Raw genomic sequence first — 12,256 nt, forward strand, 5'->3', positions numbered from 1 at the left:
GGGATTAAAACAAGTAATCCTCAAATGTGCGGAATCAAAGAGGCTAGATTGATTGTTCATGAAAACAAAAATGAGCCATCGCGGAATGGGTATGCAATGTGGCCCTGTCATTGTGAGGTAATTGATGACATCAATCTCCCTCGCTAAATATCACAAACAGTATGGCGGTGGTCGTAAGACTGCCACCAAACGCAATAAATTTAATGCTGTGAAGATCGAAAAGGACGGAATGACCTTTGATAGCCAAAAAGAGTACAAACGCTATATCGAGCTTACAGCGCAAATGCAAAGGGGTGAGATTCAAGATTTACGGTGTCAGGTCAAATTTGAGTTGGCACCGAAAGTAAAAATTGCAGGTGAGAAAAGAGCAAAGCCTGCGCTGCGATATTTTGCAGATTTCACATATCTGAAGGATGGGGTGCAGATTATTGAGGATGTGAAGTCGGCAGCAACAAGAAAGTTAGCAAGTTTCCGTAACAAGAAACACTTGATGAAAACAGTACACGGTATAGACGTTAGAGAGATTTGAGAGGGAATAGGGATGAATGCGATGGTTAAGGCGGTAGGTGCAGAGTGGATTCATGTTGAAGATATGCCACCAGGCAAGAAAGTAATGTGTTTGTGTACGGATGGAAAAATTCGTTTTGGCACTCCTATTTGTGGTGATGGTTATTTCTATGTTGAGAATCGAGTTAGTTGGGAAATAGTCGAGTTTTGGCAAGAAATACCAAACCTAAAGAATGTTCAAGAAGAATATTGGTCGCAGAAATAAGGAGATTGGGATGAATGCAGTAGTGAAAGCACAAGTAATGGACTGGTCAAAGTTTTCGATTGAGGAATGGCTGAAGCAGTATGGGGCATACATCCAGATTTCACGTATGAAGTCAGGAAATCAACCGGACTCACTTGGGGTAAATCAGATTTACTGGCTGATTCTTGAGAATAACAAAGGGGCAGCACCACGTAAGGATCAGGTCATTTGCAAGATTAATGATTTTGAGGCTGAGCAGGTGCGGAAATTGATTGTAGATTTTAATAAGTCGAGTTCGGTTTGTGTTTCAGCGAAAGTGGCGGTGCAGTTGTTTATTGAGAAGAATGTGAGAGGGATGTCACTCGATCAAATGGTGCGTGAGTTTACTCTCGGCAGAACCTCAATCAAGAGCATGATTTACTGCGGCAAGTTTTATTTATGCGGGCATGATAAACGGTTGAAAATAGATTGAATAGTTATTGACCGTGCGCACGGGATATGGCATATTTCTGTTATAGTGATCGAAGTGTACGTTAAAGCACTAGATTGATTTAAAAGCTCGCCAAATGGTGGGCTTTTTTGTTGACATTTATCACAAAAATTAATATTTTAACGCTGTTAAGGACTCCTTTGACTTCAATCACAAGGTTGCTGGAAATGTAAGTACCGTAAAGTACTTTGTTCTCCGTGACTCCGTGTTTACCATAAGCAAGGGAGTTAGAACGATGTTACTTAACATCAATAAAAAGTTGTCTATTCGAAACGCGTATTACTTAACTAGTGCAGTCTATATGATTGTGCGAATTCTTGGATATATGCACATGATGTACGAAAGTATGCCATGGTAGATAAACACCACCTTCGGGTGGTTTTTTTATTGTCTGGGGAAAAGCATGCTCCGATTTATATTTTGCTTATTTGGTCTGCATGGTGTGACCGAGATCGATTACACGGTTGATGATGAAGAAATCAAGGTGTGTCGGGATTGTTTGAAAGAAGTTAAATAGTTAGCCATATAGCGAAGTTTCATTTAAAAATACCTTTTGTTCGTTATATAACGAATTTCGCCGAACGTATTACGGCACATAAAAGCCCCTCGCATTCTAGATGTTGAGGGGTTTTTCTTTTCTTATTGGCGTTGTGTAAAATAAATAAGCAAACTCTTGATATTAGAATATAGAATACTTAATATAGAGTTGTGCTACCAAACATTGGTGGCACATTAGCAAGAAAACTTGAATTTTGTTAGGAGATGTTTTCTTGTCTAAACATCAAAAACTATTAGAAAAGCTTCGCCGTAAACCTATACCAAAGGATTATACCTGGGATGATCTAGTTACATTACTTGGTCATTACGAGTATGAGCTTCGTGCGAAAACTGGTTCATCGCATTGCAGATTTGTAGGTCGTGATAAGCATGTCATCATGACCTCTAGACCTCACCCTAACAACACGCTAAAAGGTGGACATATAAATCAAGCTTTAGAAGCTATCGAAAGATACGAGGCTTTATATATGTCGCCTAAAGAGGATTAATAAATGTCTGAAAATTTATTAACTTATAAAGGCTACTATGGTTCTTATGAAGTTAGTTTTGAAGACGGATTGATTTTCGGAAAAATTTTATTTATTGATGATTCAGTAGGATATGATTCCGAGACCATTAAAGGGATTAAATCAGCTTTTGAAGAAGCTGTTGATTCTTATATTGAATTTTGTAAAGAAATCGATAAAGATCCAAATCCATCATTTAGTGGGAAAACTGCCGTTAGGTTTGACCCTGAACTTCACAAACAAGTAGCCATACTTTCAAAGAAAGAAAAGCAGTCAATGAATGATTTTATTGTAGCAGCAATTAAAAATCACGTTGATTTTGTTAAAAATGGCTCAAGTCAATTGCATAGAATTGATACTATTTTGCACCGCAAGTTCGAGCATTTAGAGTTTGTTGCCGGTAAAAATACTTTTAAAACTTTCTCTACCTCTGATTTTGTAAACAGTGCTTATAAGGTTGAGCAACAAGGAGTAAAAGATGTCACATTCAGCTGAGTATGATTCTCTATCAATTAAAGATATTGCAATTTTAATAATTAAAGATAAAGGAATTCATGAAGGTCTATATGTTCCAAAAATGGAATTGGCGTTCGGAGCTGGGGTAGACGAATTTAATGAAGGAGAGCGTATACCAACAGTCAAAGTTGGTATCAAGAGTATAGGCATTGAGAAGGTCGAAAGTTCAGATAATGCGATGTGTGTTGATGCTAGTGAAGTAAACCCTAGAACTAAACGAAGAGCGAAAAAAGATAGTTAAATTTTATAACCTCCTCCGGGAGGTTTTTTAATGGGTACAGTTTATGGACGAAAAAGATTACTTCTGGAAAACCAAGAAGCGTCCAATTAAAACAAAACCTCGTAACAGACCATTACCCAAGGCTAAAGAAAAATACTTAGAAGCTGAAGAAACTCTATTCCAAGAATTAGAAGAACATCGAATTGGTTATCGTCGAAAGTTTCAATTTGAATCAACCAAAAACTGGCGCTTTGATTTTTATATTGTGAAGCTGAATCTTCTTGTAGAAATTGTGGGCAGTTCATGGTCGGTTGGTCGTGGTGGGAAAAAGATAGCGAATTCATTTAATAAGTATGATCTTGCTGAAGATCAAGGTTATACATTTGTGCGCCTTGAATCTCATCAAATTGAATCGGGTTATGCAATTAACTGGATTAGAAGTCAGTTAGAGAGATTAGAAGATGGAGCAGTTCAGACCATTCCCACCGACAGATCTGATTGATCAGGCTGAGGAGGAAGAAGCTATTCGTTTAGCACCTGCAACAGAACTTAAAGAATGGGTCGTTAGTAATTGGCTAACTCTCGGCGGTGAACTGCATAACCCGGATCATGACCATATTGCTGAATTACTGCATGACAATGAAGAGTTCCTTGCATTCGCCTGGGCTTCATCTGCCGCCGTAGCGAAAAAACGTATGGTGCTAGGCCAATGTGAAAAGGTGATGTTTAACGTGGGCGGCTGGAAGAAAGCACGCCAGGAACAGCAGATGCGGGATTGGTTTGGATTCGTACCTCAGTACTTGATTACTGTAGATGCTGCTTTCTGTGAACAGGCTTCAGATCGTGAGTTTTGTCGACTGATTGAACATGAGCTATATCACATTGGTGTAGAGCGCGATGAAGATGGTGAAATCATTTATAGCGATATGACAGGGCTTCCTAAGCATTATTTAGCTGGCCATGATGTTGAAGTGTTCTTTGGTGAAGTTAAGCGTTGGGGTGCAAACGACTCTGTAAAACGGCTTTTGGAAATTGCCAAGAATGCGCCGTTTGTATCTGAAAAAAGTATGGCCGCGTGCTGTGGGAACTGTGTCATAGGTTAAATTTTTTTGCCCACTATTCTTGATGAATCTTGATAGATGGTGATTTATGGCAAGGTTAAAAAAAGCAGAAAAAGTCTTTATTGTTCGGTCACTTGCACAGTTTATGACACCCACTGAAGTGGTGAGGGATATCAAAGAAAAATTTGGTATTGATGTGACACCTCAGCAAGTTGAATATTATGACCCGACCAAGGTTGCTGGCGCTAATTTACCGCAAGAATTTATTGATCTATTTAATGAGGCGCGTAAGGAATACATTGATCAACCAATTCACAATATTGAAGGTGCCAACGATATTGTTCAGTTGAAAATTCTCAGTGATCTATTGGTGAATAAAAAAAGCAATGTAGTTTCAGCAATTAAATTAATTGATCAGATGCAAAAAATTGTTAAAGGTCACTATGAAAAGAAAATAGAGATTACTGGTAAAGATGGCGAACCTCTTCAAACAACAGTTGTTCATGCTACCCAAGCACAGGTTGAAGCTGCTGTAAAGAAGGCCCAAGAGGAATACTAAATGGATCTGCAAACACAGGTTGAAAAGAAGCTGTGTGAAGATGAGCATTTATATTTCACCCGGCGATTCTTTAAACCCCGTATGGGTTTTAAATTTACTGTGAACTGGCACCATGTTTATATCTCTTGGATCATTGATCAGGTGATAGCTGGTGAGATTGCGAACGTAGTTATCAATGTTCCACCAGGGGCCGGAAAAACTGAACTGACCACCAACCTAATTCCACGTGGCTTAGCGTTAAATGCCCGGTCACGGTTTTTGTATTTGTCCTTCTCTCAATCACTGGTAGAAGGCGTATCGGATACTGCGCGTGACATCGTGAAGTCGAAAGACTATCGCCAAATGTGGGATCTAACTGTCTCAAACAGTACCGACTCCAAAAAAGAATGGAAGATTACGGTTGAAGACTATGACGTTGGTCATGTCTATGTGGCTTCCATGGGTGGGCAGGTAACAGGGCGGCGAGCAGGGACGCTGGCGGATGATGGCTTTACCGGCTGTATCATCATTGATGATCCGTTAAAACCCGAAGATGCTTTCAGTAAGATCAAGCGGGATGCAGCGAATCGGAAGCTACTGAACACGGTGAACTCTCGTAAAGCTAAGTCTGATACACCGATCATCATGATCATGCAGCGCCTTCACACTGAGGATCCTACTAATTTCGTCATGACGGGAAATCTACCAGGTGAATGGAGCCAAGTATCTATTCCGGCATTGATAGATGATAAGTACATTGCAACCTTGCCAGAGCATATTCAAAAACTGGTACCGCAAGATACTGAACGAGATGAGCAGGGTCGCCAAAGCTACTGGCCCAAGAAAGAATCATTGCAATCTCTCTTGCAGCTTGAAAAGGGCGGTAAGGATAAAGAGGGCGCGACGGTATCCCGCTATACATTCTCAAGTCAGTACATGCAGCAGCCTAAGAAATTAGGCGGTGACCTGATCAAGTCTGAATGGTTTGGGTTCTACAAAGAGTATCCAGAGCTTCAGTGGCGTGCAGTCCTTGTTGATACGGCGCAGAAAACCAAAGAGCACAATGACTACTCTGTATTCCTACTTGTGGGCATGGGGATAGATGGCAAGCTGTACTTGCTTGATCTTTTACGTGGCAAATGGGAAGCACCGGAGCTAAACCGTCAGGCGAAAGCCTTTCTGGATAAGCATAAAGAATACACCTGGCACACCAAGCCTATTCGCTACATGAAAGTAGAGGACAAGGCATCCGGTACCCAGTTGATCCAGACACTAGGAACTTACTCCGGTGTTGCTGTGATTCCGGTCCAGCGTAATACAGACAAGCTATCCCGGTTTATGGATGTACAGGTTCATCTTGAAGCGAACTATAAGGACAAGCCTGATGACCGGTTTGTATTGGTACCTAAAGATGCACCATGGGTCGGTGAATTCTTTGAAGAGTGTGAGGCATTTAATGCCGCATTTACCCATGATCATGATGACCAAGTGGATACGCTCATTGATGCAATTGAAGACGCAGTAATTGCGATTAATTACAGCCCACCAGCGGCTTAAGGTTTTATTTATGGCTAAGAAAAGTAAAAAGTCTGAAAATAGTAAGCCCGAATCTGGTGCACTCTATTCTCATGAGGCAGAGCAGGCCTTAATCAGTTATCTGACCAAAATGCCGGATGGTGATGAGGTTCTTCGTAAGGCCGGGGTCACTCGACCACGTTTAAAAGTCATGATGTATGACGATGAGATTTATCAGGCCATTGAAAAACGCCAGGATAAACTTGAAAGTGCGTCATGGCGAGTTGAGCCGATGGATCGACCAGAATCCAAAATCATTATGGAACATCTGCGCGAGTGGTGGTCAGAGATTCTTTTGGGTGCACAGAATGCTCGTTGGTATGGGTATTCGGTTTTAGAAGCCATCTACAGCAAGCCAGAAGAACCAAGCCTGCATATTGAAGGTGATACCATTACGCCGTTTATTGGTTTTAAATGGATTGGTGAAAAGCCAATGCAATGGTATGAACCTAAGAATGATGGCCGCTTAATGTTGCTGGCTAACTACAACAGTACCCGGCAGGATCAAGAAGTGGATCAGCGGTTTAAGCATTTCATGACTCGCTGCAAATCCACTTATGAGAATCCATTGGGTGAGGCTTTATTAAGCCGACTGTACTGGGTGTGGTTTTTTAAAACATCTGGCTTTAAGTTCTGGGCCAAGTTTGTAGAAAAGTTTGGTCTACCAATGCTGGTAGGTAAAACTGCCGGCAAGACGACAGATATGCGGGATGCACTACTTAGAGCACATGCCAGTTCAGTTATCGCCTTAAGCGGTACGGATTCGGTTGAAGTCCAGACGGCAAATAGTAATGGTAATGCATCTCAGACATTCGAAACCTTTGATAAGAACTTAGAGCGCCGTATTCAAAAGGTGATTCTGGGTCAGACTCTAACATCTGGTACCGATGGCTCTGGCTCCCGTGCATTGGGTGATGTGCATCTTGAGGTGCAAAACTCAAAGTATAAAGCCGATGTGCGAATGATCATGCCGACGATCCAAGCCATTATTAATGCGTTATGTGATCTAAATGGTTGGGAACGCCACCAGGTCATCATTGGTGAAGAGAAGTCACTGGAAGAACCTAAAGCAGATCGTGATGTGAAGTTAAAGAATGCTGGTGCAGTCTTAACGCCACAATACTTTAAGCGTGAGTACGGGCTTGAAGATGGTGATGTGATTGAACAGACACAAGCCAACTTCAATCAATTCACCGCATTACCACGTCAGGCATTTAGCTTTAAAGCATCAGTAAACAAGCTTTCACCAGAGCAGCAGGAAGTTGAAGAATTGACTGATGGCCAGGATGAATTGCAGTTACTGAAACCGGATCAGGTCAAGGAATTGGTATTCAAGTCTGATAGCCCTGAAAGTTTGGTTTATAACCTGATGCAGTTAATACCTAGTGCAACTCAGACTCAGTTCACTGCCAATCTAGATCAGGCTTTATATGCAGCAGATGTACTGGGATATGTGACGGCTCAAAACGGGAAGTAAGTTATGCAACCAGTCACATTCCTTGAGGCGCTTCATTACGCTCACAGTAAAAAGATCGTGCTGCCTGATGAGTTTTACTCAATGGACTTAAAGACCCGGCAGATGGCAACCACGGTTAGCTTTCTATCAAGTCTTGAGCAGATTGAAACGGTCATTAAGGCAGTGAATAAGTCGATTGCTGACGGCGGCACCTTTAAAGATTTTCAGAAGCTGATCGAAGAATCCGAAATCATTCTACCAAAGCACTACCTGGACAATGTGTTTCGTACCAATATTCAAAGTGCTTATGGTCATGGCCGTTGGCAGCAACAGCAACGTAACAAGGCTAAACGACCTTATCTAATGTATTCGGCGATCAATGATAGCCGGGTGCGTCCGAGTCATTTGGAATTGAACCGGATTGTATTGCCGATTGATCACCCGTTTTGGCTAACACATTACCCGCCGTTGGGATTCCGTTGTCGCTGTACCGTGATCGCCTTAACCGAGAAACAGGCATTGAAATACGGCATTACGCCAGATGATCAGTTGCCAGAAATAGCTGAAGCCTTAGATTGGAGTTCTCATCCATTGCAGTTTGGTGAACTTGAATCACTGGTGGATAAAAAGATCAGTGCTTCATCCTTGGATAAGGAATATCTCCTCGAACAGAAGGAAATGATTAAGGCAGAATGGACGGCGAGTAAAAAGCTGACCAGTCTGTTTGCTCCGATGGATGATAAAACTCGGGATCTATTCGATACGGTGGCCAATACGGTTATTCCACTTGACCCCAAAATCAGACCAAGCGCAATCCGCACCTTTCTGGATTATGTGCAAGGAAACGATGCTGCACTGACTGGCTATTTAAACTCTGCTACAAGCTCACTGGCTGATGATGTACTTAAGCGCTGGCTGAGTACCGATATGGCAGCAATTCAGGCTGTGGCAAGTAATACCGCTTCAACAGTGGTGGGTGCTGCAACACTTCAACAGGTAGCAGCTTATCAGGTTGGGCAAACTGTCCAGTTGAGTGCGCCGTTGTTGATGGCAGAAAGTGCTGGTGACATCGTGATTAAGATTGAGAATGCTAAAGGGCTCGGTATTGATCTGGATATGCTGAATTCTGGTAACGGCGTTCTCATGCCGATGGGACTGTCTTTTGAAGTGGTGTCGATTGAGGCGATTGAAGGGCAGATGGTTTATACATTAAAGGCGTTGGTGAATTAGATGAAACTTATTTTAAAAAATGGGATGAGCGTTTTATATCGAGATGGGATGTCTTTAACCGGATTGAACATTGACTCCATTGTTGCAGAATCAAAAGAGGATCGAGAAAATCTTAAAATGCTTCTGATGGGTGCTTTAAAGGTCGATGAGCGTGGTTGTCATGCATTAGGGCGTAATATTGGTTCAAATGCTTTAACCCAAAATCCAGATGTATCGAATGGAAGTATGGCTTTAGGTAATGATGAATCTATTTCAAATCTATCTGAAAGATTTAAAAATCTTGCTTTTGATACGAAGTTGGCAGCTATTAATGCTTTGAGTGCTGTGGCGAGTATTGATGGGTACTTTGGTGCAAAGACCGAGGCTATTGAAAAACTTGAATTGTTAATCCAATCACTCTAAAAAATCTGAAATTTGAACCGCTCCATCTGGGGCGGTTTTTTTTATGGAGCATGAAAAATGCCTGAACTAAATCAGGAGCATTTGCGCTGTCAGTTTACGGCCGTAAATGTTCCGATCACCACAGTAGAAGATGGCGAGAAGAAACGCCGTACTTTTGAAGCAGAAGTGTATAGCGGTGGCCGCATCGATAATCACTATTACTGGGGCCGAGCAGGTGTGGTTATTGATCTGCAGGGGCTTCAACTCAAACCTAAAACTGGGCTTGTTGAAGAGCATTTTGGCGGTAAGCGTGTCGGTGTAGCCACTTCATACGAAATCAATCAAACCTTTAAAGCAAAAGGTCACTTTCTCAGCAATGCAAAAGCAAAAGAAATCGTGCAAGACATCGATGAGGAATATCCATTTCAAATGTCTTGGTGGGCTGATCCTGAATCCATTGAAGAAATTGCACCAGGTAAAACAGTTGAAGTAAATGGTCAGCAATTCACGGGTCCACTGCATGTGTTCCGAAATGTGCGAGTACATGAAATCACAATTTGTGGTGTGGGTGCAGATACTCAAACCACTATTGAAGCCTTCTCGGGCAAAGCTAACCCAAATCCAACCAAAGAGGACACAGACGTGACCGAATTAGAAAAAGCACAACAGGCCAAAGAGCAAGCAGAGCGTGAACGTGATGATGCTCTCGCTGAACTGAAACAATTCAAAGCACAAAAGCGTGCTGATGAAATTGCAGCTTTAGAAACTGAGCTGAAAACACAGTTCAGTGCTGAAGACAAAACGGCTTATACCAATATGGATGATTCAGTTTTTAGCTTTACTGCTAAGCAGCTTCGTCAATTCTCAGCGGGTAATCAACAACCGCCAGCTGGACAACAGACACAGCAAGTACCAGGTGTAAATCCAGCATTTGCACATTTGTTTAGTCATCAGGCGAATGGTGCGCAAGGTGGTCAGCCACAACAGCAAGGCTCAGCTCTGGATCAGGCATTCAATCAGTTTGTAGCAGCACAGCAACAAGGAGCTAAATCATGAGTCAGGAATTAACAGGCACTATTGAGAATAAACAGCTGGTAGTCGGTGATGGTGTTCGTACTGAAAATGCCAAAGTAAAAACAGCCACGGCGTATAAGCGCGGGGATCTACTGAATGTGGGTGCTAACAATATGGCTGACCATCCGGTTGTCACAGAAGGGGTAGTGGGAGACTGGAACGCTATCGCTATATCAGATTTTACTGTAGAGCAGGCCACTTATCATGCTGCCAATAATTTGGAAATGCCAATTTACGTGCAGGGTGCATTTGATATTGCAGTAGTTACAGTGAATGGAACGCCGTTGACCACTGCTCAATATGATGCAGTGCGTGCACAGGCCTTAAAAAACAAAATCGAACTTCGTAAGGTTGTGGGGAATTAAGACATGAGTCAAACTTTTACATTTCAAAATGCACCAGTTGAATTGCTGGATGTACCACAGCTGGTGTTGCTGACCGATACTACTCAAAAGGTGGATACCTGGTTGATGGATCGCTTTTTCCCTCAACGTGTTTCGTACACTAAAAAAGAGGTTCCAGTAGGTGAGCTGAATACAGCAACCCCACTTGCGCCGTTTGTTACTCCGACAGCAGCTGGTCGACAGATCAAAGTGGGTGAATCTGGTAACGTGAAATTCGTTAAGCCGGCTTACTTAAAACCTATGATGACGGTGATGCCGAGCGAAGTGCAGAACACGGCGCTGATTTCACGATTACGTCAATTTGGTGTAATTGCTACCGGTTCAAATCGTTTATCTGATGCAGATCTACTACTGATTGATCAGGCTCAAAAAGCTTTATATCTTCGCCAATCAATTGAAAACCGGAAGTTATTGATTGCCCGCGATGTACTGCTTTACGGTAAAACCACTTTTGCTTCTGCAGACTTCCCGATGTACGAAGTGGATTATGAGCGTAATCCAGCGTGTAACTTTACACCGTTGATCAAATGGGGACAGGCTGGAGCTACACCAGTTAAAGATATTCAGACCATGATTGACTTGTCTATTGAGCACTCGGGTACATCACCTATCATGGCCTTGACCACATCTAAGGTATACAACACCTTAATCAAGGATCCAGAGTTCAAAGAGAAATTCATTGCGCCGTATGCTGGTATCAGCGTTCCGCTGACTCCAACTTTCGATCAAGCTGATAAGCCTCAATTCCGTGGCACAGTCGATAATATTGAAATTTGGACTTATGACGTAGGTCATAATATGGGTGGAACTTCTGAGCGCTTTATCCCTGAAGACTTCTTTGGTCTTGTTTCGGATGCGAATGGATGGATTGCACATTGTGCATTGCAAAACGTTGAAGCATTTGGCCAAGCTCTGGAATTCTATTTGGGTCAGTGGCAGGAAAAGAACCCTTCAAGTATTCAGATGCTCGCTGAATCATCTCCGCTTGCTGTTCCAAATAACAAAAACGGCTTAGTCGGCGGTCGTGGATTCGTATAAGGGAAATCAAATGCCAAAATACATTGCAAAACAATCGATCGGGCACTTTCGTCCTGGTCAGGAAATCAAAGGGCTTGAAGCTAAACAACTTCAGGCCCTTTTAGCATCTGGAGCTATTGAAGAATATCAAGAGCCGGAAGAACCTGAGGCAGACAACACCGCTGCTCGCCTGGCTGAACTTGAAAAGGCCAATGCTGATCTGACGAAAGCCAACACTAATCTTGAAGCTGCGAAAGTGAAGGCTGAAAAAGAAGTGGATGAGCTAAAAGCAAAGGTGGCTGAACTTGAAAAGGTGAAACCTGCTGCTAAACCTAAAGCAGACTCTAAAGCGGCTGACGAAACCAAGTAGGTGATCTATGTATGCGACTAAAGCTGATTTAGTCGCTCGATTTGGTGAAAACGTACTTAACCTTGCACTCATGTTTCCTGCTGATGCTCCAGATCCATTAGAGACAGCA

17 protein-coding genes are annotated in these 12,256 nt (G+C 42.4%); all 17 read left to right on the top strand.

Annotated features, from left to right (window positions below):
• Positions 1 to 124 precede the first annotated feature (124 nt).
• Positions 125 to 529 (top strand): DUF1064 domain-containing protein, encoded by a 405-nt coding sequence (locus tag WAK81_RS06435; RefSeq protein ID WP_422196162.1) that lies wholly within the window; start codon positions 125 to 127, stop codon positions 527 to 529.
• A gap of 12 nt (positions 530 to 541) precedes the next feature.
• Positions 542 to 772 (top strand): hypothetical protein, encoded by a 231-nt coding sequence (locus WAK81_RS06440; protein WP_155861511.1) that lies wholly within the window; start codon positions 542 to 544, stop codon positions 770 to 772.
• 10 nt (positions 773 to 782) lie between these two features.
• On the top strand, positions 783 to 1,223 hold the full coding sequence (locus WAK81_RS06445; protein WP_422196163.1) for a hypothetical protein: 441 nt from the start codon (positions 783 to 785) through the stop codon (positions 1,221 to 1,223).
• Between the two features lie 788 nt (positions 1,224 to 2,011).
• Positions 2,012 to 2,287, top strand: a complete 276-nt coding sequence (locus WAK81_RS06450) for a type II toxin-antitoxin system HicA family toxin (protein ID WP_271259669.1) — start codon at positions 2,012 to 2,014, stop codon at positions 2,285 to 2,287.
• A 3-nt stretch (positions 2,288 to 2,290) separates the two neighbouring features.
• Complete coding sequence (locus WAK81_RS06455) at positions 2,291 to 2,800, top strand: type II toxin-antitoxin system HicB family antitoxin (protein ID WP_271259668.1); 510 nt, start codon at positions 2,291 to 2,293, stop codon at positions 2,798 to 2,800.
• Positions 2,784 to 3,062 (top strand): hypothetical protein, encoded by a 279-nt coding sequence (locus WAK81_RS06460; protein ID WP_271259667.1) that lies wholly within the window; start codon positions 2,784 to 2,786, stop codon positions 3,060 to 3,062. Before WAK81_RS06455 ends, WAK81_RS06460 begins: the two co-directional genes overlap by 17 nt.
• Positions 3,063 to 3,105: 43 nt before the next feature.
• The gene (locus tag WAK81_RS06465; protein ID WP_422196164.1) at positions 3,106 to 3,543 is read left to right on the top strand and encodes a hypothetical protein; all 438 of its coding nucleotides are present in this window, start codon (positions 3,106 to 3,108) and stop codon (positions 3,541 to 3,543) included.
• Positions 3,503 to 4,144 carry a putative metallopeptidase gene (locus tag WAK81_RS06470; protein WP_422196165.1) on the top strand — a complete coding sequence of 214 codons (642 nt, stop codon included), beginning with the start codon at positions 3,503 to 3,505 and terminating at the stop codon, positions 4,142 to 4,144. Before WAK81_RS06465 ends, WAK81_RS06470 begins: the two co-directional genes overlap by 41 nt.
• Before the next feature lie 46 nt (positions 4,145 to 4,190).
• A complete protein-coding gene (locus WAK81_RS06475; RefSeq protein ID WP_222112076.1) occupies positions 4,191 to 4,661 on the top strand; it encodes a DUF2280 domain-containing protein in 471 nt (156 codons plus the stop codon).
• Positions 4,662 to 6,197, top strand: coding sequence for a phage terminase large subunit (gene terL / locus WAK81_RS06480; protein WP_422196166.1), 1,536 nt, complete (start codon positions 4,662 to 4,664; stop codon positions 6,195 to 6,197). It abuts the gene before it with no gap.
• 10 nt (positions 6,198 to 6,207) lie between these two features.
• Positions 6,208 to 7,692 (top strand): phage portal protein family protein, encoded by a 1,485-nt coding sequence (locus WAK81_RS06485; protein WP_422196167.1) that lies wholly within the window; start codon positions 6,208 to 6,210, stop codon positions 7,690 to 7,692.
• Between the two features lie 3 nt (positions 7,693 to 7,695).
• Positions 7,696 to 8,901, top strand: a complete 1,206-nt coding sequence (locus WAK81_RS06490) for a phage minor head protein (RefSeq protein ID WP_422196168.1) — start codon at positions 7,696 to 7,698, stop codon at positions 8,899 to 8,901.
• Positions 8,902 to 9,303: a hypothetical protein gene (locus WAK81_RS06495; protein ID WP_422196169.1), complete on the top strand. Its 402-nt coding sequence runs from the start codon at positions 8,902 to 8,904 to the stop codon at positions 9,301 to 9,303. It begins immediately after the preceding gene.
• Positions 9,304 to 9,360: 57 nt separating this feature from the next.
• Positions 9,361 to 10,338, top strand: a complete 978-nt coding sequence (locus WAK81_RS06500) for a hypothetical protein (protein WP_422196170.1) — start codon at positions 9,361 to 9,363, stop codon at positions 10,336 to 10,338.
• Positions 10,335 to 10,721 carry a hypothetical protein gene (locus WAK81_RS06505; RefSeq protein WP_422196171.1) on the top strand — a complete coding sequence of 129 codons (387 nt, stop codon included), beginning with the start codon at positions 10,335 to 10,337 and terminating at the stop codon, positions 10,719 to 10,721. The genes WAK81_RS06500 and WAK81_RS06505 overlap by 4 nt, the downstream gene beginning before the upstream one ends.
• Positions 10,722 to 10,724: 3 nt before the next feature.
• Positions 10,725 to 11,798 (top strand): major capsid protein, encoded by a 1,074-nt coding sequence (locus tag WAK81_RS06510; RefSeq protein ID WP_422196172.1) that lies wholly within the window; start codon positions 10,725 to 10,727, stop codon positions 11,796 to 11,798.
• A gap of 10 nt (positions 11,799 to 11,808) precedes the next feature.
• Positions 11,809 to 12,147, top strand: coding sequence for a hypothetical protein (locus WAK81_RS06515; protein ID WP_422196173.1), 339 nt, complete (start codon positions 11,809 to 11,811; stop codon positions 12,145 to 12,147).
• Positions 12,148 to 12,256: the final 109 nt, after the last annotated feature.

The sequence above is a fragment of the Acinetobacter sp. genome (assembly GCF_049284435.1).
GTDB lineage: Bacteria > Pseudomonadota > Gammaproteobacteria > Pseudomonadales > Moraxellaceae > Acinetobacter.